A 21,365-nucleotide genomic window follows, 5' to 3' on the forward strand; every position below is an offset into this window, starting at 1 on the left:
GTTGAAAGTTGGCACTGCCGCTTCTTCCTGCGCCCGAACAGCCCGTCTAGCCTCGATTTCGCTCATCTCCCGGACGCCACATACGCGTTCGCCAGCGAAAGGTATTTCCCCCATGCCCGAGGCTCCGCCGGAAAATGTCGGCAGCGACGGAATTCCGAAACCCGAGAATCGCCTTGGCGGTTTGGCGCATACGAATCGGCGCCGTGTTCTGTCCCTCCTGGCCGGGGCCTCCGCCACGGCCGCCCTGTCGACGAGCGGGGCGCTGACCACCGCCGCGGCGACGCCGCGCGAAGCGGGCCGGACCCGTGTCGTCCTGCTCGGCACCGCCGGCGGTCCGTCCATGTTCGATCCCGGTCGCGCGGGTGTGTCCACGGCCGTGGTCCACGAGGATCGGGTCTATGTCGTGGACCTCGGCGTGGGGTCGTATCGGCGGCTGGGGCAGGCCGGTCTCGACCCGGCCGGGCAGGGCAATCTGCTGGCCAATGTGCGCGGGATCTTCTTCACCCATCTGCACAGCGACCACATGGTCGACTGGCCTTCGCTGTACGCCACGGCCGCCTTCAATTCCATCGGGCGTACGCAACCGCCGATTCGCGTGTTCGGCCCGGGCCGACGTGCCGAATTGCCGCGGGTTTTCCCGCCCGGGTCCGCCGAGCCCCCGATCGTGAATCCCGATGACCCCATGCCCGGCATCTCGGCCATGACGTCGTATCTGCGCCAGGCGTTCGCGGCGGATCTGAACGACCGGGCGCGCGACAGCGCCACCCCCGATCCCTCGGGCGTGTTCGACCTGCGGGACATCGACCTGACCGGGGTATGGGAGGTCGACGCCGCCGGAAAGCCACCCCGTCTGAGTGGACCGATTCCGGTGTGGGAGGACGGCGAGGTCCGCGTCACCGCGACCCTGGTCGACCACCACCCCACGGCCCCGGCCTTCGCCTACCGGTTCGACACCCCCGACGGGTCCGTGGTGGTCTCCGGCGACACCACGGTCACCCCGAACCTCATCGACCTCGCACACGGGACCGACTACCTCGTGCACGAAGTGATCGATAAGCGATATGTCGACCAGACCGTCTCGCGATTGCCGCCCGAACAGGCGAACGCGCTGCGCGAACACCTCCTCGCCTCGCACACCACCATCGAGCAGGTGGGCCGGGACGTGGCCGAGGCGGCCGGCGCCCGCAATCTCGTGCTCACCCATCTCGTCCCCGCCAACAACGAGGTCGGCCGCTGGCGGCTGGCCCAGAAGGGCTACTCGGGCCGCTTGATCGTGGGTGCCGATCTCATGAGCCTCGCGGTGCGCCGCTGACCGGGGGAACGCGCAAGGGAACCGGGCCATCGGCCCGGTTCCCTCACAGGCGTGTTCGGTCAGCCCTCCGCTGCCACGGGGACGGCGCGGCGCTGTCCGGTGACCTTGGAGGAGGGCAGCCGCCCGGCCTTGGAGGTGCCGGTCATCGTCTCGCCCTCGACGGTCATCGTGAACGCGAGGTTCAGACGCATCGGCCTGGTGATGGCCTGACGCCAGGTGAGCTGGTCACCGTCGAGCGCCACATCGGCCAGCGGGACCTCCTCTCCCGCGCCGTGGGCCGTACCGGTGAGGCGGCCGCCCTCATTACGGAGTTCGATCACGGCCTTGATCCGGCCGATGGGTGTGGAGATGGACAGATCCCAGGTGCCTTCGACGGACATGGTGATGTGCTTCCTTACGGTGGGTCGGGGCTTACGGCGGGAGGGGCGAATCGCGCTGGGGCGGTGAGGTCACACGGCGACGGGCGACGGCCCGTGGTGGCGCCAGGGGGTGCCACGGCGCTCGTAGGCGAACAGTTCCTCGACGGCATGGGCGATCTGCGGCCCCACCTCGCGCTCCAGCAGGTACAGGCCCAGATCGAGCCCGGAGGTGACACCGGCGCCGGTGACGAGGTCGCCGTCGTCGACGACGCGGGCCCTGACCGCGTTGACGCCGGTGGCGTCCAGCATGTCCAGGCCCATGTGGTGGGTGGTGGCGTAGCGGCCTTCCAGCAGACCGGCCATGGCCAGCACGAGCGAGCCGCCGCACACCGTGGCGACGGTCACCTCCGGTCGGTCCATGGCGGCCTTCAGCAGCCCCGGCAGGTCGGTGTTCAGGGTGCGGCCCAGCAGGACGGGGATGAGCTCGTCCTCCCGCCGCTCGCCCGCGTCCGCGTCCGCGTCGTGGTCGGGGACCTCGCCGGGCTCTCCGACACGGCCGGCGGCACCGGGGACCACCACCAGGTCCGCCCTCGAGGGGTCCAGCGCGCCCGTGGCGCGCAGCGGTACGCCGCCGACCCCGCTCACCACCTCACGCGGCCCCTCGGCGGACACCAGCTCCGCGCGCAGCGCTCCTCCGGAAGCCATGCCACCGGCGTGCAGCACTTCGTAGGGGGCGAGCACATCGAGGAGGTCGAAGCCGTCGAACAGGACGATTTGGGCGAGCATGAAGATGTTCCCTCACGTGCGGTGATGGCCAGCCTGTCTGGCCCTGTTCCGACGCTATGCGAGGGCGGAAACGGCTCCCAGTGGCACGAGTGACATGGTGCAACGGGATCTCGCCAAGCGGACCTGAGGGTGCCGACGGGTGCCCTGAGGGTGCCGACGGGTGCCCGGAAGGTGCCGCGATCAGGCGTCTCAGGCCGCGTCGGGCGGCATGTTGTACGGCGTGACGACCTGGATGGGCGAGGGCAGGGAGGGGCCGTCGTCGGGAAGGGCTCCGTGGGCCCGCATGATGATCTGGCAGGCGCGGCGCATGTCCTGGCGCAGGTCGTGGTGGAGCACCGCGGACAGCCGGCGCTCGCGCAGCAGCCGGGTGTTGTCGTGGTCGAGGTCGTGGGCGATGAACACCTCGTAGCCGCGGCCGAGTTCCTCGAAGGCTTGGATCGTCGCGGTGTTGCCGCCGCCGATCGAGTAGACCGCCCGGATGTCCGGGTCGCGTCGCAGCGCCCGCAGGACCAGGTCGCGCTGGGTGGCGTCCAGGCCGTCGCTGTCGGTGACCTCGACGAGCGTGCGCCCGGGGTGGGCGTTGCGCAGGGCGCTGCGGAAGCCCATCTCGCGTTCCTCCTCGCCGCGGAAGAACCCCCGGCTGATGGTGGTGAGCACATTGCCGGGGCGGTCGCCGAGCCACTGGCCCAGGAGGTACGCGGCGGTGGCTCCGGCGGCGCGGTTGTCGATGCCGACGTAGGACCGGCGGGCGCTGCTGGGCAGGTCGGTCACCAGGGTCACGACCGGTAGCCCGAAGGCGGCCAGCCGGCCGACGGCCGCGGTGACCTCGGGGACGTCGGGCGCCTTCAGGACGATCCCCTGGCAGCCGCCGCGTCGGGCGATGCGGTCCAGCGTGGCGATCAGCTCCTCCACCGGACCGGTCTCGCGGAAGTGGAAACGCGACCGCATCACCGCCGGGCGCAGCGAGGGCAGCTCCGCCTCCAGGGCGGCGCGGACGGCCGAGGAGAAGCGCTCCGGCGCCTGCATCACGATGTCGATCATGAAGGTGCGGCCGCCGATGCGGACCTGGGTGCGCTGCCGGTCCAGGTCCTCGATCGCCTGGTGGACCTCCCGGGTGGTGCTCTCGCGCACCCCGCCCCGGTTGTTCAGCACCCGGTCCACGGTGGCCTCGCTCAGGCCCGCCTGCCGGGCGATCTCCCGGATGGGATACGGATGGGCCATCGGCGCGCCTCCCTGAGGGGTTTTTGATGGGCTGCTGAGGATTGCTCGATGCTCGGCCGATCACAACACTGACAGAAAGCCGCAGCCCACGGGAAGGACCGGTAAGCAATGCCCCTCATCGCTCCGAGGTCTCATGGCCGGCTCAGTGAGGCCGACTGCTCCCTCGACGCCTTCCGCTCTCTGGTCGAGCGGACCACCGACCCCGGCGACCACCCCGGTGCCGACGCCGTGGAGCGACACGTCCCCCTCTACGACGGCGACCGCCTGCGCGCCCGGGCCGCCACGGCCCCCGGCCGCCGGGAGGTACAGGCGGAACTGGTCCACACCCTGCTGGACGGCCCCGGCATCGTGGTGTTCAAGGGGGCCTTCCCCGACACGTCGGTCCTGGACCGGGCCACCGAGGCGTTCACGGCGCTGATCGAGCGGGAACGGGCGGCGGGCGCCGCCCGGGGTGACCACTTCGCCGAACCCGGCGCCAACGACCGGGTGTGGAACGCGCTGGAGAAGCTGGCCCTGAGCGCACCGGAGGTCTTCGCCGACTACTACGCCAACGACCTCATCGCCCTCGTGGCCACCGCCTGGCTCGGCCCCGGCTACCAGGTCACCTCACAGATCAACCAGGTCAACCCGGGTGGCGCGGCCCAGAGCGTGCACCGCGACTACCACCTCGGCTTCCTCTCCGAGGCGCGGGCCGCGGCCTATCCGGCCCATGTCCACCGGCTCTCCCCCGTGCTGACCCTGCAGGGCGCCGTGGCCCACTGCGCCATGCCCGTGGAGTCCGGCCCGACGCTCTACCTGCCGTACTCGCAAGCGTACGAGCCCGGCTATCTGGCCTGGCGCCGCCCGGAGTTCATGGCCTACTTCGCCGAGCACCACGTCCAACTGCCGCTGGAGGCGGGTGACGCGGTCTTCTTCAACCCCGCGCTCTTCCACGCCGCCGGACACAATCGCTCGGCGGACATCCGGCGGATGGCGAACCTGCTGCAGATCTCCTCCGCCTTCGGCCGCGCCATGGAGACCGTCGACCGCGAGGCGGTGGTCAACGCCGTCTTCCCCGTACTGCGACGGCGCAAGGCCGAAGGCGCCACCGAGGACTGGCTGCACAACGTGGTCGCGGCCTGCGCCGAGGGCTACCCCTTCCCCACCAACCTCGACCTCGACCCGCCGGTCGACGGCCTCGCCCCGGACTCCCAGGCCGACACCCTCCGGCGCGCCCTGGAACGGGACTGGACCCCGGACACCCTGCGTACGGAACTGCGGGCCGGCGCCGAGCGCCGCCAGAGCTGAAGGAGACGGACCGCTGATGGGACTGGTGCAGGACAAGATCGTCCTGGTCAACGGGGGCAGCCAGGGAATCGGCGCGGGCATCGTCCGCGCCGCCGCCCGCGAAGGAGCCACGGTGGCGTTCACCGGACGCCGCCCCGACGCCGGTGAGTCGCTGGCCGGGAAGCTCGCCGCGCAGGGGGCCACGGCCTCCTTCCTCCGCGCCGACCTGGCCGATCCCGCGCAGGCACGCGGCAGCGTGGAACGGGTGGTGGCGGCCCACGGCAGGATCGACTGCCTGGTCAACTCCGCCGGGCTCACCTCGCGCGGGACGCTGCTGGACACCACGCCCGAGCTCTTCGACGCACATGTCGCGATCAATCTGCGCGCCCCGTTCTTCGCGATGCAGGCCGCCGTCGCCGACATGGTGGCCCGGAAGGCCCCGGGCACCATCGTCAACATCATCTCCAACTGCGCACACGGCGGGTATCCGTTCCTGGCGCCGTACTCCGCCGCGAAGGCCGGGCTCGCGGGCCTGACCCGCAACGCCGCCCACGCCCACCGCTGGGACCGCGTCCGCGTCAACGGCCTCAACCTGGGCTGGACCGACACCGAGGGCGAGGACGCCATCCAGCGCGCCTTCCACGGCGCGGGCGACGACTGGCGGGAGGAGGCGGCCCGCGCACAGCCGATGGGCAAGCTCGGCCAGGTGGACGAGATCGCCGATTTCGTCGTCCTCCTCCTCTCCGACCGCAGCGGGGTCGTCACCGGATCGGTCATCGACTGGGACCAGAACGTCCTCGGCGGACTCGGCTGACCGCCGCGCCGCACGGTCAGAACCGGCACCGTCCAGAAGCCACACCGTCCAGCAGCCACACCACCAGCACCCGCACCGTCAGAAAGGGACACAACTCCCCATGCGTATCGGCATCATGGGCCTGGGCCGGATCGGCGCCTTCCACGCCGAGACCCTGTCCACGCTCGACGCGGTGGACTCCCTCGTGGTCACCGACCCGGTCGCCGCGGCCGCCACCGCCGCCGCCGAGCGGTTCGGCGCCCACGCGGTCGACTCGCCGGAGGCCGTACTCGCCGCCGGTGTGGACGGCGTCGTGATCGCCGCGGCCACCGACGCCCACCCCGAGCTCATCGTCGCCGCCGTGCGGGCGGGCGCACCGGTCTTCTGCGAGAAGCCCGTGGCGCGCACGATCGAGGAGAGCCTCGACGTCCTCCGCGTGGTGGAGGGCAGTGGTGTGGAGGTCCAGATCGGCTACAACCGGCGCTTCGACCCCGGGTACGTGGCCGCGCGGGAGGCGGTGGTCAGCGGTGAGCTCGGGCCGCTGCACACCGTGCGGTCCACGACCTTGGACCCCGAGCCGCCCCCGGCCGCCTATGTGGCCGTCTCCGGCGGCATCTTCCGCGACTGCGCCGTGCACGACTTCGACACCGTCCGCTGGATCACCGGCCGCGAGGTCACCGAGGTCTACGCGACCGGCGCCAACCGCGGCGCCGAGTACATCGCGGCCGCCGGAGACGTGGACACCGCCTCCGCCCTCCTCACCCTGGACGACGGCACTCTCGCCGTGGTCTCCAACACCCGCCACAACCCCCGCGGTTACGACGCCCGCCTGGAGCTCCACGGCATGACGGACAGCGTCGCCGCGGGCCTGGAGGACAGGCTGCCGCTGCGCTCCGTCGAACCGGGCGCCACCTTCCCCGGCGGCACACCGCACCACTTCTTCATGGACCGCTTCGCCGCCGCCTACCGGGCCGAGCTCACCGCCTTCACCGAGGTCGCGGCGGGTCTGCGGCCCTCCCCCTGCACCGTCGCCGACGCCGTCGAGGCCGGCTGGATCGCCGAGGCATGCACGCTTTCGTTGCGCGAACACCGCCCCGTGACCATGGAAGAGGTACGCAAGGCATGACGACAGCCGAGCCGCTGCGCATAGGGGTCCTGGGCGCCGCCCGGATCTCCGAGCTCTCCCTCGTCGGCCCCGCCCGTGCGGGCGGCCACCGTCTCGTCGCGGTGGCCGCCCGCTCCCGTGGCCGGGCCGACGCCTTCGCCGCCGAGCACGGCGTCGAGCGCGTCCTGGACTCCTACGCCGATGTGATCGCCGACCCCGATGTGGAGGTGGTCTACAACCCGCTGGCCAACAGCCTGCACGGCCCGTGGAACCTCGCCGCCCTCGCCGCGGGCAAGCACGTACTGACCGAGAAGCCCTCGGCGAGCAACGCCGAGGAGGCCGCCGAGGTGCGCGACGCCGCCGCGAAGGCGGGCACCGTCTTCATGGAGGGCTTCCACTACCTCTTCCACCCCGTCACCCGCCGCCTCCACGAGCTGCTCGGCTCCGGGGAGCTCGGGGAGCTGCGGCATGTCGAGACGATGATGGCCATGCCCGCCCCGCCCGGGTCCGATCCCCGCTGGTCCCTGCCCCTGGCCGGGGGTGCCCTGATGGACCTGGGCTGCTACAGCCTGCACGCGCAAGCCACGCTCGCCCCCTGGGCCGGTGGCCCCCCGCGCCTGGTCGCCGCCCGGGGCGGCGCACGGCACGGCGCACCGGAGGTGGACGAGTGGCTGGACGCGGACCTGGCCTTCCCCGGCGGCGCCACCGGATCCGCCCGCTGCCATATGGCACACGAGGAGTGGCGGATGAGCTTCAGGGTCATCGGCTCGCGCGGCGAGGCGACGGCCATGAACTTCGTCCAGCCCCATCTGGACGACCGGGTCGTGGTGCGTACGTCCGCGGGTGAGCGGACCGAGGAGCTGGGCAAGCGCTCCTCGTACACCTACCAGCTGGAGGCGTACGCCGCGCACCTGCGGCACGGCACACCGCTTCCGCTGGACGCGGAGGACGCGCTGACCACCATGTCGCTGATCGACGCGTGCTACCGCGCCGCCGGGTTCCCACCCCGGCCCCGCACCGCGCTTCCGGTCCCGGGCTGATCCGCGAGACAACCCGCGCTACGGAGTGCCACCGCCCGTGGGCGGACGGTGGCCTCCGGCCGGGCTCAGCCCGCCGGGTCGGCTGCCGTCCCCGGCCCGGCCGCTCCGGGCGCGCCCGCGCGCAGCCCGTCCATGACCAGGTCCAGCAGCCGTCGGGCGCGTGCCTGCCCGTTCTCGTCGGGGCCGATCTGCCACAGGCCGGCGATGGCGAGCAGGAAGTCGTCGGTGGTGACGCCCGGACGGATGGTGCCGACCTCCTCGTTGGCCCGCAGCAGGAGCGCCACGGCCTCGGTCATCTGGCCGTGCCCCGGTTTCTCCTGGCCGCAGGATGCGCTGATGGCCTTGTGCAGCGCGTCGGCGAGTCCGGCCTTGGCCATGGCGAACCGGGCGAGGTGCCCCATCCACTCCCGCAGCGCCTGATCCGGCGCCCGGGTACGCAACAGCTCGGCCGCGGTGTCGGCCACCTGTCGCATCTCGTGGCGGTAGATCTCCAGAACGAGGGCCTCGCGACTGGGGAAGTTGCGGTACAGCGTGCCCTGCCCGACGCCCGCCTTCTTCGCGATGGCGCTCAGCGGGACGTCCGCCGAGCGCGTCAGCTCCGCCAGCGCCACTTCCAGGATGCGCTCGCGGTTCGCGGCCGCGTCCGAGCGCAGACGCGCGTCCTTCTCTGCCCGCACTCGTCCTCCTTCCGGACCTCGCCGTAGCGCCGACCTTGCTCACCGGACAGCTGTCCGCTAAGTTTCATGCACAGCGGACAGTTGTCCGTTTAGGTCCACCTTACCGGCTGAAACGGCCAGTGTGGATGGCCGAAACCGAGCGCCGACCGGCATTGTCCCGCATCCGATGTGCCCGGGACTCCCTCCGTAGGCCCCGGGCCCCTCCATCGGACGACTTCAACGCGCACCACACCCGCGAAAGAAGGCTGATCATGGCCCCATCGACGTCCAGCGTCATCACGCTGACCATCAACGGCGAGAAACACACGCTGCCCGTCGACCACCGCACCACCCTGCTCGACGCGCTGCGGGAGCAGCTCGACCTCACCGGCACCAAGAAGGGCTGCGACCAGGGCCAGTGCGGTGCCTGCACGGTGCTGATCGACGGCCGCCGGGCCGTCTCCTGCCTCCAGCTCGCGGTGGCGGCCGAGGGCCGTGAGGTCACCACGATCGAGGGCGTGGCCGAGGGCGACGAGCTGCACCCGGTGCAGCAGGCGTTCCTCGACCTCGACGGCTACCAGTGCGGTTACTGCACCCCGGGGCAGATCTGTTCCGCCCTCGCCGTGCTCGAGGAGCACGCGGCGGGCTGGCCGAGCGCCGCCACCGCCGACGTCCGCCCCGAAGCGGGACCCCCGCCCCTCAGCCCGGAGGAGATCCGGGAGCGGATGAGCGGCAACCTGTGCCGGTGCGGCGCCTACGTGTCCATCGTGCAGGCGGTCGCGCGGGCGGCCGAGGCGCGCACGGCCGGGACCGAGGAGGCCCTCGCATGAAGGAGTTCGGCTACCAGCGGGTCCTCGAGGTCTCCGAGGCGATCTCCGTGCTCGGCGCCGACCCCGACGCGCGTTTCCTGGGCGGCGGCACCAATCTGGTCGATCTGATGAAGACCGGCGTCGAGCGGCCGGGACGCCTGGTCGACGTGCGCGAACTGCCCCTGGACCACGTCGAGGTGACGACGGACGGGGCCTTGCGCGTCGGGGCCACCGTCACCAACAGCGATCTCGCCGCCCACCCCGAGGTGCGGCGCCGCTACCCGGCCCTCGCCCAGGCCGTCCTGGCCGGTGCGTCCGGGCAGCTGCGCAACATGGCCACCGTCGGCGGCAACCTCCTGCAGCGCACCCGCTGCGGCTACTTCACCGATGTGGCCGGGCCCTGCAACAAGCGCCTCCCCGGCAGCGGCTGCCCGGCCATCGAGGGTGAGCACCACAACCACGCGATCCTCGGCGCCTCCGAGCACTGCGTGGCCACCCACCCCTCGGACATGGGGGTCGCGCTCGCCGCCTTCGACGCCGTCGTACGGTACGAAACCGCCGACGGGCCGGGCGAGTTGCCGCTCGCGGACTTCTATCTGCCCGTGGGCGACACCCCGCGCCTGGAGACCGCGCTGCCGTCCGGCGCGCTGATCACCGGCGTCACCCTGCCCCCGGCCCCGGTGGCCGCCCACTCCCGCTACCGCAAGGTCCGCGAGCGCGCGTCCTACGCCTTCGCGATCGGCTCGATCGCCGCCGCCCTCGACGTCCGGGACGGGGTCGTCCACGAGGTCCGCCTCGCCTTCGGGGCGGTCGCCTCCCGGCCGTGGCGGGCCCTGGCGGCCGAGCGGGCGCTGACCGGGGGCCCGGCGACCGCCGAGGCGTTCGCCGCCGCCGCGGACGCGGAACTGGCCGCCGCCGAGGCGCTGCCCCACAACGGATACAAGGTGCCGCTGATGCGCAACCTCGTCGTGGCCCTGCTGACCGAACTCACCGAGGAGGCCGCCCGATGACCACGACGACCGGAACCACCACGACGACGGGCGCCTTCGGCACCGCGCGCACCCGCGTGGAGGGCCGGGAGAAGGTCACCGGAGCGGCCCGCTACGCGGGCGACATCCCCCTGCCCGACCTCGCCCACGGCTGGATGGTGCTGTCCACCGTGGCCCGCGGCCGCATCAGCTCGGTCGAGACCGAGCCGGTCCTCGCCATGCCCGGTGTCCTCGCCGTCATCCACCACGAGAACGCCCCGCGCGTCAACCTGGACTACATGGGCATGATCGGGAAGCCCGACCCGATCATCGGGGTCTTCCAGAACGACCGTGTCCCCTTCATGGGCTGGCCGGTGGCGCTGGTCCTCGCCGAGCGGCCCGAGCAGGCCAGGGAGGCGGCGGAAGCGCTGGTCGTCCGGTACGACCAGGAGCCGCACGACATCGGGTTCACCTCCGGACACCCGGATGCGTACACCCCTCCGGATTCGCCCTTCGGGCCGGCGGTGGCGACGAAGGGGGACGTCGAGGCCGAACTCGCCGCGTCCACGTTCGTCGTGGACTCCGAGTACACCACCCCGGAAGAGCACCACAACCCCATGGAGCCGCACGCGGCGACGGCCCACTGGGACGGCGGCCGGCTCGAGGTCTTCGACTCCAACCAGGGCAGCACGATGGTGGCCGCCGAGCTCGCGCAGGTCTTCTCGCTCGACGCGGAGTCGGTGCGGGTGCGGTCCGAGCACGTCGGTGGCGGCTTCGGCTCCAAGACGGTCCGCCCGCACCAGGTGGCCGCCGCCATGGCCGCGACCATCCTCCAGCGCCCGGTGCGCGTCGTCATGACCCGCCGCCAGATGTTCTCCACCATCGGCTACCGCAGCCCCACCGCGCAGCGGGTCAGGCTCGGCGCCGACGAGTCGGGGCGGCTGCGGGCGCTCGACCACCGGTCCGAGTGCGTCACGTCGACGGTCCACGAGTTCATCGAGCGGAGCGCCACGGTGGGCCGCGTGATGTACGACGCCGACGCGCACTACACCAGCGACCGCGTCGTGCGGCTCGATGTGCCGACCCCCACCTTCATGCGCGCGCCGGGCGAGGCACCGGGCTCGTTCGCGCTGGAGTGCGCGCTGGACGAGCTCGCCGAGAAGTCCGGCATCGACCCGATCGAGCTGCGCGTACGCAACGAACCCGACCGGGGTCCCGTCTCGGGCCTGCCGTTCAGCAGCCGCAATCTGGTCGCCTGCTACGAGGAGGGCTCCCGCAGGTTCGGCTGGGCGGGCCGGGATCCCCGTCCGGGGGTGCGCCGCGAGGGGCGCTGGCTGCTCGGGACCGGTATGGCGGCGGCCAGCTTCCACTCCGGGGCCGGGCCGTCCACGGCGGCCGTGACGGCGGAGGCGGACGGCACCTTCACCGTGCGCATCAACGCGGCGGACATCGGCACCGGTGCCCGGACCGCCATCAACCTGGTCGCCGCGGACGGGCTGGCGGTGGATCCGGAGCGGGTCCGGGTGGTCATGGCGGACAGCGACCTCGGCCCGGCGATGCTCGCCGGTGGCTCGATGGGCACGCGCTCCTGGGCCTGGGCGGTGGCGATCGCGGTGAGCGAGCTGCGCGAGCGGCTGGCCCTGGGCGGCGACATCCCGCCCGAGGGGATCACCGCGCGCTCCGACACCACCGAAGCCATCGGCGCCCTGGCCAATAAGGAACGGCACTCCTTCGGCGCGCAGTTCGCCGAGGTGGCCGTGGACGTCACCAGTGGAGAGGTCCGGGTGCGGCGGATGCTCGGCATCTTCGCGGCGGGCCGGATCGTCAACCCGCTGACCGCGCGCAACCAGCTCGTCGGCGGGATGATCTGGGGCATTTCCATGGCCCTGCACGAGGAGGCGGTCAGGGACCGGGCCTCGGGCGGCCTCGTCGCTCCCGACCTCGCGGGCTATCACTTCGCCGCGAACGCCGATGTGCCGATCGTCGAGGCGGACTGGGTGGACGACCCGGACCCGGACGACCCGGTCGGCATCAAGGGCGTCGGTGAGGTCGGCATCGTGGGAGCCGCGGCGGCGATCGCCAACGCGGTGTGGCACGCCACGGGCGTCCGCCACCGCAACCTGCCGATCCGCCCGGACCGGGTCCTGTCGGCGGGGCTGAACGTGCCGGAGCCCGGCCACGCGGGCTGACACGTTCACCGTCGAGTGCTCGGCGCCGGCCAGGTCCCCCACCTGGCCGGCGCCGAGTTCGTAGGGGCGCGGTCCGGCCGCGCCGAGCTCGTCGGTGCGCTGTCCGGCCGCCGCGATGTGGCCTTGTGGGGCGAGTCCGCTCGACCATACGGGCGGGATGGGAGGTCCGGTCCGATTATGTGATCGGGCGGCACGGTACCGACAACGGCATGGCCACTCCCCCCGATCCCCCGCAGAACGCGGAGACCGCGAGCCCCGCCCCCCTGGTGGACCGCAAGGGCTACAACGAGCGCTTCCTGGGCCCCTCCCTGCCGCTGCCCCGGCCGACGGGCCCCGATACCGAGACGACGGTCCTGCCCTACACCAACTTCAGCGTCGTCTTCCGCCCGGACCGCCGGCTGGCCGCGGCGACGGCCGTCACGATCGACGGTGCGCACCTCGTCGACGTGCCGCGCGAGGACGACTGGCGCTTCGACCCCCGCCTGCCCGAGGCCCAGCAGGCCGGTGACCCCGTCTACCAGGACAACCCGCTGGACAAGGGACATCTGGTCCGCCGTCTCGATCCCGTATGGGGTCCGGACGCGTCCATGGCGAACGACGACACCTTCCACTACACCAACGCCGCTCCCCAGATGAACGTCTTCAACCAGGGCAAGAAGCTCTGGCAGGGGCTGGAGAACTTCCTGCTGGGCCACGCCGAGGAGTTCGACAGGAAGCTGACGGTGTTCACCGGGCCCGTGCTCGAGGACTCCGATCCGCCCTACCGGGGCATCAAGGTGCCGCTCCGGTTCTGGAAGGTGGCCGCCTTCCTGCAGGACGGGGAGCTGGCGTCCACCGCCTATGTGCTCGACCAGAGCCCCGACCTCAGCCGGGACGCCGCCGCCCGGGTCATGGCGGAGGCCGCGCGAGCGGGCGACCCTCCCCCGCTCGGGGCGTTCCGCACCTTCCAGGTGCCGGTCTCCGACATCGCCCGCCTCACCGGCCTGGACCTGGGCCCGCTCCCGGCGGCCGACCGGCTGACCGCCGGACGGCGCGCGGCACCCCGCTGGACCCTCCTGGAGTCCTACGACGACATCACCGTGCACGCCGCATGAACCCCTCCGCCGACCAGATCTGACGCCGCGTGACGCCGCACCGGCGCCGCATACCGCCGATCGGCTGGCGCTGTGCGGCGATCCAGTCATCTTCCCGCTCCGCCCGCTCCGCTCCGGGCCCCGGCGGGGAACACTCGCCCAAGCCGAGGAGAGCAGAGAGGGCACCGATGAGCGACGACTTCGTGCTGGACGTGACCAGGATCCGCGACGAGGCCCGCCGGAAGATGGCGGCGGGCCCGGTGACGGACGCCTACGGTCTGGACAAGGACCGGGTCATCGGCATCCTCAATGACGTCATCGCGACCGAGGTGGTGTGCTGGCTGCGCTACACCCGCCATGCCATCTCGGCCCGCGGGATCGACCGCGCCCAGGTGTCCGCGGAGTTCACCGAGCACGCGAAGGAGGAGATGCAGCACGCGCTGCGCGCCGCCGAACGCGTCTCCCAGCTCGGCGGCGACCCCGACTTCGACCCCGCCTCGCTGACCCAGCGCTCCCACACCGACTACACCACCCCGGCCGACAACGACCTGAAGGCGATGCTGGAGCACAATCTGCTCGCCGAGCGCATCGTGATCGCCAGCTATCAGGAGATCATCCGCTGGCTGGGCGAACACGACCCGACCACCCGCCGGCTGATGGAGTCGATCCTGGAGCAAGAGGAGGAGCATGCCGACGATCTGGTGGATCTGATCGGCGTCTGACATCCGTGATGGGTCGGCCCATGACCACGCGGTGGCCCCGCTCGCTCTCCTGCCTCATCGTGACCGCCCTGTCCTCGGCCCTGCTCGCCGGGTGCGGGGAGGGCGACGACCACGGCCGGAGCTGTACCGGCCGTACGGGCAAGGACCTCTCCAGCCGCACCGTGGCCGGTGGCGACCTGTGGCAGAAGAAACTGCGGTGCGTCAATCTCGAACGGTCCACCCTGACCGGGCTGGTGTCCGAGGCCAATCTGCGGCGCGGCAATCTCTACGCGGCACGGCTGGCCGCGGTGTCGCTGGAGAACGTCGATCTGCGGGGCGCCGACCTCCGGCGGGCGGACCTCACCTCCGCCACCCTCTCGCAAGTCGATCTGCGCGGCGCCGATCTGAGCGGCGCCAGGCTCGGCAGGGGTCTGCTCACCGATGTCAGTTTCGAGGGCGCACGGCTGGACGGCGTGTATCTGCGAGCGGCGTCCCTCACCCATGTCGGTCTCAACGGAGCGGATCTGAGCGGCGCCGATCTGGCCGGAGCCACGGTGTCCGACTCCGATCTCCGCGGCGCGCGGCTGCGGGATGCGGATATCTCGACGACGAGCTGGGAGAACGTCCTCTGCCCGGACGGCTCCCGGTCGAGCGCACGGGTCTCCTGCGCCGACCATCCGGCCCGGGCGGCGAACCGGGCCTCGGGTCAGCTTCCCCCGCCGTCGGCCGCCTTGCCGGTCTCCCCCTGAGAGGTCTTCTTCGCGGCGCGATGCGCCTGTTCGAGACCCTTCATATAGGCGTCCAGATAGTCGGCGTCCGACAGCCGGGCGCAGGGCGCGGGGACGGGGTGGGAGCGGACCGCTCCGCCCTTGTTGGCGGCGGCCCGGTCGGCGATGGCATCCACACAGGCCCGGGTGACCTCGGCCTTCTCGGCGGCGGCCGGGGTGCCGCTCGGGGTGCTCTTGTCGCGCACGTCACCGCCGGTGGAACAGCCGGTCAGGAGCAGGGTGATGGCGATGACTGCCGCGGCTTCGACGGTGCGGGTGCCCATGTGTCTCCCCGGTGCGTGGATGGTGGGGTGCATCATGCGGCGCGGGCGCGGCGAAGTGGGAGAGCCGTGTATGCGTTGTGATGAAACGGTGACCGAACGGACGTACAGACGAACCCACGCCGGAACCCGGGCAAAGCGACGGCCGGGGCGGCCCGTGGCGAACTGCCGTACCCGACCGGACCGGGCACAGGATGTCGGGTCCGGCGGGGTGCCGACTTCCTAACGTGATCAGCGTCAAGGAAGGAGACCGAGGTGCTGGAGCGGCTGAACGAGGCCCTGGACCACATCGAGTCGCGCCTGGATCAGCGGATCGAGGTGGCCGAGCCGGCGCGGATCGCGATGACGTCGGAGTACCACTTCCGGCGGCTGTTCTCCGCGCTGGCGGGGATGTCGCTGTCGGAGTACATCCGGCGCAGACGGCTCACCCTCGCGGGGGCCGAGGTGCTCGCCGGGGAGCGGACGCTCCTGGAGATCGCGGTGCGCTACGGCTACGGCTCGGGGGAGGCGTTCGCGCGGGCGTTCCGGGCCATGCACGGTGTGGGTCCGGGTGAGGCCCGGCGGACGGGTGCCTCGCTGAGCTCCCAGCCGCGGATGTCCTTCCGCCTCATCGTCGAAGGGAGCAGCAGTATGCGATACCGGGTCGTGGAGAAGGAGCGGTTCCAGGTGGTCGGCAAGAAGGTCCGGGTTCCGCTCGTCCATGAGGGGGTCAATCCGGGGATCGCGGAGTTCATCCGGGGGATCGGCCAGGAGACGATACGGCGGATCGCCGCTCTGTCCGATCAGGAGCCGGAGGGGATCGTGGGGGTGAGCGACAACCTCGACCCGAGCCGGGCGGAGGGAACCGAACTCGACTACTACCACGGGGTGGTGACCGGGGTCGCCGCGCCGGAGGGCCTGGACACGCTCGCCGTCCCGGCGGGGACATGGGCCGTCTTCGAGAACTCCGGGCCGTTCCCGCAGGCGCTCCAGTACCTGTGGCGGGACGTCTTCACGCAGTGGTTCCCGTCCAATCCGTACCAGAGCAGGCCGGGGCCGGAGATCCTGCGCACCCGGCTGTCGCAGGACGGGGGGCGGGCGGACGCGGAGCTGTGGATCCCCGTGGAGCGGACGGCGGTCTGACGCTCCGTAGACGTGGTCCGGTTCGGCCGCCCGTACCTTGTCCGGGCGGCCGGCCGGGCGGTTCTCACACACGCTCCCGCGCGCCGCGGTCCCCTCGGGCCAGGCCCGCGATGAGGGCGAGGAAGGGGATGACGCCGAGGACGGCGCTCGCCCCCACACCGACGCCGGTGACGAGGGTGAAGTTGGAGAACACCAGCCACAGCGCGGTCAGCAGTCCGGCCACGGCCAGCACCGGCGCGATCCGGGTCTGCCAGGCCCTGCCCGAGGCGAGCCGGGCGTTGCGCGCGAAGAAGGCGACCACGGCGACGGACGTGATCAGCATGAGCAGGAGCATGCCGACCGTCGCCACCCCCGCCATGGAGCCGAAGACGCCCACCAGCGGATCCAGTCCGGCGACGGCGCAGCAGACGACCAGGACCAGCGCGGTGACGGTCTGGACGACCGAGGAGACGGACGGCGAGTGGTGGCGCGGATGGACCACACCCAGCCGTGCGGGGAGGAGGTCCTTACGGGCGAGGGTGAAGGTGTAGCGGGCGATGACGTTGTGGAAGGAGAGCACACAGGCGAAGAGGCTGCTGAGCAGCAGCACCTGCATCACGTCCCGCAGCGCGGTGCCGACGTACGCCTGGGCGGTGTCCATGAGCATGTTGCCCTGGCCGTCCAGGGTCTTCCGGGCCACGGCCGGGGCGTCATCGGTGCCCGCCGCCAGGACCAGCGCCCAGCAGGACAGCGTGTAGAACCCACCGATGATCAGGACGGCGAGATAGGTGGCCCGGGGGATGGTCCGCTCCGGGTCGCGGGCCTCGTCCCGGAAGACGGCGGTGGCCTCGAAGCCGATGAATCCGGTGATGGCGAAGAGCACGGCCACGCCCAGCGGTCCGGAGAACGCCGCATGCGGGGTGAACGACTCGGCGTTGACACCGTGGGCGCCGCCCCGGGCGAAGATCCCGGCGTCCAGGACGAGCACCACCGCGATCTCCAGGACGAGTGCCACACCGAGGACCTTGGAGCTGAGGTCGATATGGCGGTAGCCGAGGAAGGCCACGATGCCGAGCGCCGCCAGCGCCCACACCCACCAGGGCAGGGACGGCCCGCCGAAGGTGTGGAGGACATCGTTCACGGCCCATCCCAGATAGCCGTAGACGCCGACCTGGATCGCCGTGTACGCGACGAGCGCGACGGCGGCCGTGCCCACTCCGACCCGGTCCCCCAGGCCGCGGGTGGCGTAGGCGTAGAAGGCTCCGGCCTGCGGGACGTGGGGCGTCATGGTGACGAAACCGACCGCGAACACCAGCAGGACCAGCGAGGCGAGGGCGAAGCCGACGGGGGCTCCGGCGCCGGGGCCCCCGGCGATGGCGAGCGGGACGTTGCCACCGACCACCGTGAGGGGCGCGGCGGCGGCGATCACCATGAAGACGATGGCACCGGTGCCGAGCCGACCCGAGAGGTTCGTCGTGGTCTGTCGCGGGGTGGATGCGTGCACATCGGGGTCGGTCAGCATGACGGGTCCTTGGTGGCGCGGGCGGACGGGGTGAAGAGGTCCGGCCGGAGGTCGGCCAGATACGGGTTGGCCTTGCGCGCTTCCCGGACCGTGTGCGGTTCCACGGTGGCGAAGAGCAGCCGGTTGCCGTGTTCGACGCTGTCCAGCACGGTCGCCGACGGGCTCACGACGGAGCTGCGGCCGACGTAGCGCAGTGAACCCTCGTCGCCGTCATGGTTGACGTAGGCGATGTAGATCTGGTTTTCCCAGGCGCGCACCCTCAGCAGGTGCTCGGCGATGAACTCGTACGGTTGCATCTGGGCGGTCGGGACCGCGACGAGGTCCGCGCCGGCGAGGGCGGCGGCCCGTACGTTCTCGGGGAACTCCACGTCGTAGCAGATCAGCATCGCGATCCGGACGCCCGCGTAATCGATGACGGGAGCGGTCCGGTCACCCGGTGTGAAGTACCTGCGGTCGAGCTCGCCGAAGAGATGGGTCTTGCGGTGGCGGCCGAGGATCGCTCCGGCCGGGTCGATGAAGAAGGCGCTGTTGTAGTAGGCGCCGTCGTCGTACTCGGGGGTTCCGAGGACGAGCGCGATGCCGTGGGCGGCGGCGATCTCCTGGGCCGGGGAGAGCAGATCGGTGCGGGCCAGGTCCCGGACGGCGTCGCCGATGTCGTAGCCGGTGACGAACAGCTCGGTGGTGATCAGGAGTTCGGCACCTTCGGCACGGGCCCGGCGGCACGCCGCGTCCAGTTCGCGGAGGTTGGCGTCGACGTCGCCGGGCGTTCCCGCCGTCTGCAGTCCGGAGATCTTCATCAGTGCCTTCGACAGTCGGCGTCCAGGGGGTGAATGCGAGCCATGAAAACATGCTCACTTTGATCAGGTAAACCCCCGGAGGTCACGGTTCCGCAAAGCGGCGGACCCCGTACGACAACCGTGGGGAGGCCGCGGGGCGCGGTGCCTACGCTGAGGGAATGGCGACCCAGGAACCGTCCCGCGCACCGAGCGCCCTGACCAGCAGCGCCCTCGCCGCGATCCGCCGCACCAGCGCCGTCGACACCGTACGGGCCCGGATCTCGCTGGCGGTGGACCTGGGCCTGCTGGCGCCCGGCGAGCGGCTGCCCAATGTCCGGGCCACGGCGGCGGCGCTCGGGGTCGGCGAGATCACCGTCCGCCGGGCCCTCGGCACCCTGGAGCGCGAGGGTGTCGTCCAGCGGCGCCCGGGGCGTACCGGCGGCACCTTCATCGCGGAGCGGCCGCGCCGCCGCACCGTGGCGCAGGTGGCCGCGTACCGCGAGGACAGCGAACGGGTGCACCGGCTGATCGACGAACGCATCGTGCTGGAGGCCGGTTTCGCGCAGCTGGCCGCCGAGCGGCTCGACCAGCCGGGGCTCGACCGGCTCGACGAGTGCGTCCGGGAGATGGACGCGGCCGAGAGCTGGGCCGAGTTCCACGCCGGCGACAAGCGGTTCCACCTGGCCCTCGCCGAGGGCGCCGGGCTGCCCTCCGCCCTGGGGATGTACGAGCGGGTCACCGGAGAGCTGTACGCGTACTTCCTGCCGTATCCGCTGGACTACCTCCGCGGCAGCAACGAGCAGCACAAGGCCATCAGGGCCGCGCTCGCCGCGCGGGACGCCGCCTCGGCGGCCGCCCTCCTCCGGGACCATGTGGCGGAGCTGCACCACTCGATGTACGTCGGCCTCGCGGACACCGCCGAGCGGGGCGAGGACGGCTGACGCGAGGCCATGCGCGTCTGTGGCTGACTCCACAGATCGCATGGTGAGATCGGGGTCCAATTCTTGAAAACCGGACCATATCCTGGAGCGCATGTCCGCACCCGCCCGTCTGCTCTGTCTCGCGCTGTTCGCGAGCTCGGCGTGGTGCGTCGACGACGGCCTCTGTCGCCGCTGAGCCCGAACCAGCCGGTTTCCCCCACCGCGCGCCGCCGCCTCGGCGCCGCGCCGTCCGGCCGGGCCCTCCCGCCCAGCGTCATCCACCTCTCGCCCATCTCCGGAGTCCGCACGTGACCACCGCCCCGCCCGCCGAGGCGCCGAAGACCGCCGCACTGCTGTCCCCGTCCCCCACCTCCGTGCCGCGGCCGGAGGCGCCCGCCGCGCCACCGGTGCGGCCGGTGCCGCTCGCCGTGTCCGGGCTGCTCGCCGCCGCGCTGACCGCGTACGTATGGTCCGCCCACGGGGCCAAGCCCGGCGTCCTGCTACTGCTCGGCCTCGCCCTGGGCGTCGCCCTCTTCCACTCCCGGTTCGGCTTCACCTCCGCCTGGCGGCAGTTGGTGGCCGTCGGCAACGGCACCGGGCTGCGCGCCCACACCCTGCTGCTCGGCACCACGGCCACGCTGTTCGCCCTGCTCATCGGCACGAAGACCGGGCTGTTCGGGTCCGTGCCCGCGCCCTCGGCCGGGCCGCTGGGGCTCGGGCTGCTGATCGGCTCGTTCCTGTTCGCCGTCGGCATGCAGCTCGGTGGCGCCTGCGCCTCCGGCACCCTCTTCGCGGTCGGCTCGGGGCAGACGTCCATCGTGCTCACGCTCGGCGGCTTCATCGGCGGCGCCACCCTGGCCGCCTGGCAGTTCGACCTGTGGAAGGACCTGCCCTCGCTGAAGCCGGTCGTCATGGCGGACCACATCGGCTGGTTCGGCTCCTGGGCGGTGACGATCCTCGTGCTCGCCGCCATCGTCCTGGTCAGCCGGCGCGTCCAGGCCCGCCGCACCCCGCCGCCGATCGGTCCGGTGCCCTCCGCGCGCGGTGCCGCCGCCCGTGTGCTGCGCGGCTCCTGGCCGCTGGCGGTCGGCGCGCTGGCGCTGGCCGTGCTGGGCGCCGGTGTGCTGCTCGTCTCCGGTGGCGCGTGGGGTGTCACCAGCGCCTTCAGCCTGTGGGGCTCGGAGCTGGTGCGCGCGCTCGGCGGCCACCCGGAGAGCTGGAGCTGGTGGCAGCAGCCCGGGAACAAGGAGATGCTCGCGGGCCCCGTGCTCGCCGACAAGACCAGCCTCACCGACATCGGCATCATGATCGGCGCGGCGGTCGCCGCGGCGCTCGGCGGCACCTGGACCCTGCACCGCGGGGTGCCGTGGCGTACGGCGACCGCAGCGGTGCTCGGCGGGGTGTTGATGGGCATCGGTGCCCGGCTGGCGGGCGGCTGCAACATCGGCGCCTATCTCGCGGGCATCGCCTCCGGCAGCCTGCACGGCTGGGTCTGGGGCGCCTTCGCCCTCCTCGGCACCTGGGCCGGGCTGAAGCTGCGGCCGCTCTTCGGGCTCGGGAACCCGAAGCCGGGCGACGGCGTCTGCTGACGGGGGCGCGGCCGACCCGTACGGGGACGGCACCGAGGCCAAGGACCTGGGGCATGAGGCGTGGAAGAAGTCCCGGTCGGTCGGCTTCCCCCTGAGCCCTGGTCCGATGGGTCCGGCGGGGCCCTGGCACG

Annotated in this window: 21 protein-coding genes; 14 read left to right on the forward strand and 7 right to left on the reverse strand. The window is 72.1% G+C overall.

From position 1 onward, the window contains the following. Positions 1-181: 181 nt before the first annotated feature. Positions 182-1,312, forward strand: coding sequence for an MBL fold metallo-hydrolase (locus tag ACZ6TD_RS04880; RefSeq protein ID WP_471351014.1), 1,131 nt, complete (start codon positions 182-184; stop codon positions 1,310-1,312). Between the two features lie 59 nt (positions 1,313-1,371). Here ACZ6TD_RS04880 and ACZ6TD_RS04885 read toward each other — a convergent pair whose 3' ends face one another. The 3 genes from ACZ6TD_RS04885 to ACZ6TD_RS04895 all read right to left on the reverse strand — a co-directional run bounded on the left by ACZ6TD_RS04885 (position 1,372) and on the right by ACZ6TD_RS04895 (position 3,678). Further along, positions 1,372-1,692: a hypothetical protein gene (locus ACZ6TD_RS04885; RefSeq protein ID WP_471351016.1), complete on the reverse strand. Its 321-nt coding sequence runs from the start codon at positions 1,690-1,692 to the stop codon at positions 1,372-1,374. 69 nt (positions 1,693-1,761) lie between these two features. Then, entirely contained in the window at positions 1,762-2,457 is a 696-nt protein-coding gene (locus tag ACZ6TD_RS04890; RefSeq protein WP_471351019.1) for a DJ-1/PfpI family protein, read from the reverse strand. Positions 2,458-2,646: 189 nt separating this feature from the next. Beyond that, entirely contained in the window at positions 2,647-3,678 is a 1,032-nt protein-coding gene (locus ACZ6TD_RS04895) for a LacI family DNA-binding transcriptional regulator (protein WP_471351022.1), read from the reverse strand. Positions 3,679-3,786: 108 nt separating this feature from the next. Between ACZ6TD_RS04895 and ACZ6TD_RS04900 the strand changes: the two genes are divergently transcribed. The 4 genes from ACZ6TD_RS04900 (at position 3,787) to ACZ6TD_RS04915 (ending at position 7,882) form a co-directional block, all read left to right on the forward strand. After that, positions 3,787-4,965: a phytanoyl-CoA dioxygenase family protein gene (locus tag ACZ6TD_RS04900; RefSeq protein WP_471351024.1), complete on the forward strand. Its 1,179-nt coding sequence runs from the start codon at positions 3,787-3,789 to the stop codon at positions 4,963-4,965. Positions 4,966-4,981: 16 nt separating this feature from the next. Further along, positions 4,982-5,758: an SDR family oxidoreductase gene (locus ACZ6TD_RS04905; RefSeq protein WP_471351026.1), complete on the forward strand. Its 777-nt coding sequence runs from the start codon at positions 4,982-4,984 to the stop codon at positions 5,756-5,758. A 100-nt stretch (positions 5,759-5,858) separates the two neighbouring features. Beyond that, positions 5,859-6,863, forward strand: coding sequence for a Gfo/Idh/MocA family protein (locus ACZ6TD_RS04910; protein WP_471351028.1), 1,005 nt, complete (start codon positions 5,859-5,861; stop codon positions 6,861-6,863). Next, positions 6,860-7,882 (forward strand): Gfo/Idh/MocA family protein, encoded by a 1,023-nt coding sequence (locus ACZ6TD_RS04915; protein ID WP_471351030.1) that lies wholly within the window; start codon positions 6,860-6,862, stop codon positions 7,880-7,882. The genes ACZ6TD_RS04910 and ACZ6TD_RS04915 overlap by 4 nt, the downstream gene beginning before the upstream one ends. A 65-nt stretch (positions 7,883-7,947) precedes the next feature. Here ACZ6TD_RS04915 and ACZ6TD_RS04920 read toward each other — a convergent pair whose 3' ends face one another. Continuing rightward, entirely contained in the window at positions 7,948-8,559 is a 612-nt protein-coding gene (locus tag ACZ6TD_RS04920; protein WP_471351032.1) for a TetR/AcrR family transcriptional regulator, read from the reverse strand. 251 nt (positions 8,560-8,810) lie between these two features. Here ACZ6TD_RS04920 and ACZ6TD_RS04925 point away from each other — a divergent pair, with 251 nt between their 5' ends. The 6 genes from ACZ6TD_RS04925 to ACZ6TD_RS04950 all read left to right on the forward strand — a co-directional run bounded on the left by ACZ6TD_RS04925 (position 8,811) and on the right by ACZ6TD_RS04950 (position 15,027). Then, positions 8,811-9,368, forward strand: a complete 558-nt coding sequence (locus ACZ6TD_RS04925; RefSeq protein ID WP_471351035.1) for a (2Fe-2S)-binding protein — start codon at positions 8,811-8,813, stop codon at positions 9,366-9,368. Beyond that, on the forward strand, positions 9,365-10,357 hold the full coding sequence (locus ACZ6TD_RS04930; protein WP_471351038.1) for an FAD binding domain-containing protein: 993 nt from the start codon (positions 9,365-9,367) through the stop codon (positions 10,355-10,357). Before ACZ6TD_RS04925 ends, ACZ6TD_RS04930 begins: the two co-directional genes overlap by 4 nt. Further along, positions 10,354-12,504, forward strand: coding sequence for a xanthine dehydrogenase family protein molybdopterin-binding subunit (locus ACZ6TD_RS04935; RefSeq protein ID WP_471351041.1), 2,151 nt, complete (start codon positions 10,354-10,356; stop codon positions 12,502-12,504). Before ACZ6TD_RS04930 ends, ACZ6TD_RS04935 begins: the two co-directional genes overlap by 4 nt. A 209-nt stretch (positions 12,505-12,713) precedes the next feature. After that, positions 12,714-13,598 carry a DNA/RNA non-specific endonuclease gene (locus ACZ6TD_RS04940; protein WP_471351044.1) on the forward strand — a complete coding sequence of 295 codons (885 nt, stop codon included), beginning with the start codon at positions 12,714-12,716 and terminating at the stop codon, positions 13,596-13,598. Between the two features lie 167 nt (positions 13,599-13,765). After that, positions 13,766-14,299, forward strand: a complete 534-nt coding sequence (locus ACZ6TD_RS04945; RefSeq protein WP_471351046.1) for a ferritin-like domain-containing protein — start codon at positions 13,766-13,768, stop codon at positions 14,297-14,299. A 20-nt stretch (positions 14,300-14,319) separates the two neighbouring features. Continuing rightward, positions 14,320-15,027: a pentapeptide repeat-containing protein gene (locus ACZ6TD_RS04950; RefSeq protein ID WP_471351049.1), complete on the forward strand. Its 708-nt coding sequence runs from the start codon at positions 14,320-14,322 to the stop codon at positions 15,025-15,027. Here ACZ6TD_RS04950 and ACZ6TD_RS04955 read toward each other — a convergent pair. Further along, positions 14,985-15,329 carry a hypothetical protein gene (locus ACZ6TD_RS04955; protein ID WP_471351051.1) on the reverse strand — a complete coding sequence of 115 codons (345 nt, stop codon included), beginning with the start codon at positions 15,327-15,329 and terminating at the stop codon, positions 14,985-14,987. The two genes, ACZ6TD_RS04950 and ACZ6TD_RS04955, sit on opposite strands and share 43 nt — an antisense overlap. 252 nt (positions 15,330-15,581) lie before the next feature. Here ACZ6TD_RS04955 and ACZ6TD_RS04960 point away from each other — a divergent pair, with 252 nt between their 5' ends. Further along, positions 15,582-16,448, forward strand: a complete 867-nt coding sequence (locus ACZ6TD_RS04960; protein ID WP_471351053.1) for an AraC family transcriptional regulator — start codon at positions 15,582-15,584, stop codon at positions 16,446-16,448. A 64-nt stretch (positions 16,449-16,512) separates the two neighbouring features. Here ACZ6TD_RS04960 and ACZ6TD_RS04965 read toward each other — a convergent pair whose 3' ends face one another. Together ACZ6TD_RS04965 and ACZ6TD_RS04970 are read right to left on the reverse strand one after the other, a co-directional pair. Next, a complete protein-coding gene (locus tag ACZ6TD_RS04965) occupies positions 16,513-17,949 on the reverse strand; it encodes an APC family permease (protein ID WP_471351056.1) in 1,437 nt (478 codons plus the stop codon). After that, entirely contained in the window at positions 17,943-18,746 is an 804-nt protein-coding gene (locus ACZ6TD_RS04970; RefSeq protein ID WP_471351057.1) for a carbon-nitrogen hydrolase family protein, read from the reverse strand. Before ACZ6TD_RS04970 ends, ACZ6TD_RS04965 begins: the two co-directional genes overlap by 7 nt. 158 nt (positions 18,747-18,904) lie before the next feature. Between ACZ6TD_RS04970 and ACZ6TD_RS04975 the strand changes: the two genes are divergently transcribed. Together ACZ6TD_RS04975 and ACZ6TD_RS04980 are read left to right on the forward strand one after the other, a co-directional pair. Then, entirely contained in the window at positions 18,905-19,666 is a 762-nt protein-coding gene (locus tag ACZ6TD_RS04975; protein WP_471351059.1) for a FadR/GntR family transcriptional regulator, read from the forward strand. A 287-nt stretch (positions 19,667-19,953) separates the two neighbouring features. Next, positions 19,954-21,234: a YeeE/YedE family protein gene (locus tag ACZ6TD_RS04980; RefSeq protein ID WP_471351062.1), complete on the forward strand. Its 1,281-nt coding sequence runs from the start codon at positions 19,954-19,956 to the stop codon at positions 21,232-21,234. The last annotated feature ends 131 nt before the right edge of the window (positions 21,235-21,365 follow it).

The sequence above is a fragment of the Streptomyces yongxingensis genome (assembly GCF_055597465.1).

What these genes read in the sequence shown, in the direction of transcription:
- ACZ6TD_RS04885 (WP_471351016.1), bottom strand. Translation starts at nt 1,692, where the DNA reads ATGTCCGTCGAAGGCACCTGGGATCTGTCCATCTCCACACCCATCGGC.
- ACZ6TD_RS04890 (WP_471351019.1), bottom strand. Translation starts at nt 2,457, where the DNA reads ATGCTCGCCCAAATCGTCCTGTTCGACGGCTTCGACCTCCTCGATGTG.
- ACZ6TD_RS04895 (WP_471351022.1), bottom strand. Translation starts at nt 3,678, where the DNA reads ATGGCCCATCCGTATCCCATCCGGGAGATCGCCCGGCAGGCGGGCCTG.
- ACZ6TD_RS04900 (WP_471351024.1), top strand. Translation starts at nt 3,787, where the DNA reads ATGCCCCTCATCGCTCCGAGGTCTCATGGCCGGCTCAGTGAGGCCGAC.
- ACZ6TD_RS04905 (WP_471351026.1), top strand. Translation starts at nt 4,982, where the DNA reads ATGGGACTGGTGCAGGACAAGATCGTCCTGGTCAACGGGGGCAGCCAG.
- ACZ6TD_RS04910 (WP_471351028.1), top strand. Translation starts at nt 5,859, where the DNA reads ATGCGTATCGGCATCATGGGCCTGGGCCGGATCGGCGCCTTCCACGCC.
- ACZ6TD_RS04915 (WP_471351030.1), top strand. Translation starts at nt 6,860, where the DNA reads ATGACGACAGCCGAGCCGCTGCGCATAGGGGTCCTGGGCGCCGCCCGG.
- ACZ6TD_RS04925 (WP_471351035.1), top strand. Translation starts at nt 8,811, where the DNA reads ATGGCCCCATCGACGTCCAGCGTCATCACGCTGACCATCAACGGCGAG.
- ACZ6TD_RS04930 (WP_471351038.1), top strand. Translation starts at nt 9,365, where the DNA reads ATGAAGGAGTTCGGCTACCAGCGGGTCCTCGAGGTCTCCGAGGCGATC.
- ACZ6TD_RS04935 (WP_471351041.1), top strand. Translation starts at nt 10,354, where the DNA reads ATGACCACGACGACCGGAACCACCACGACGACGGGCGCCTTCGGCACC.
- ACZ6TD_RS04940 (WP_471351044.1), top strand. Translation starts at nt 12,714, where the DNA reads ATGGCCACTCCCCCCGATCCCCCGCAGAACGCGGAGACCGCGAGCCCC.
- ACZ6TD_RS04945 (WP_471351046.1), top strand. Translation starts at nt 13,766, where the DNA reads ATGAGCGACGACTTCGTGCTGGACGTGACCAGGATCCGCGACGAGGCC.
- ACZ6TD_RS04950 (WP_471351049.1), top strand. Translation starts at nt 14,320, where the DNA reads ATGACCACGCGGTGGCCCCGCTCGCTCTCCTGCCTCATCGTGACCGCC.
- ACZ6TD_RS04955 (WP_471351051.1), bottom strand. Translation starts at nt 15,329, where the DNA reads ATGGGCACCCGCACCGTCGAAGCCGCGGCAGTCATCGCCATCACCCTG.
- ACZ6TD_RS04965 (WP_471351056.1), bottom strand. Translation starts at nt 17,949, where the DNA reads ATGCTGACCGACCCCGATGTGCACGCATCCACCCCGCGACAGACCACG.
- ACZ6TD_RS04970 (WP_471351057.1), bottom strand. Translation starts at nt 18,746, where the DNA reads ATGAAGATCTCCGGACTGCAGACGGCGGGAACGCCCGGCGACGTCGAC.
- ACZ6TD_RS04975 (WP_471351059.1), top strand. Translation starts at nt 18,905, where the DNA reads ATGGCGACCCAGGAACCGTCCCGCGCACCGAGCGCCCTGACCAGCAGC.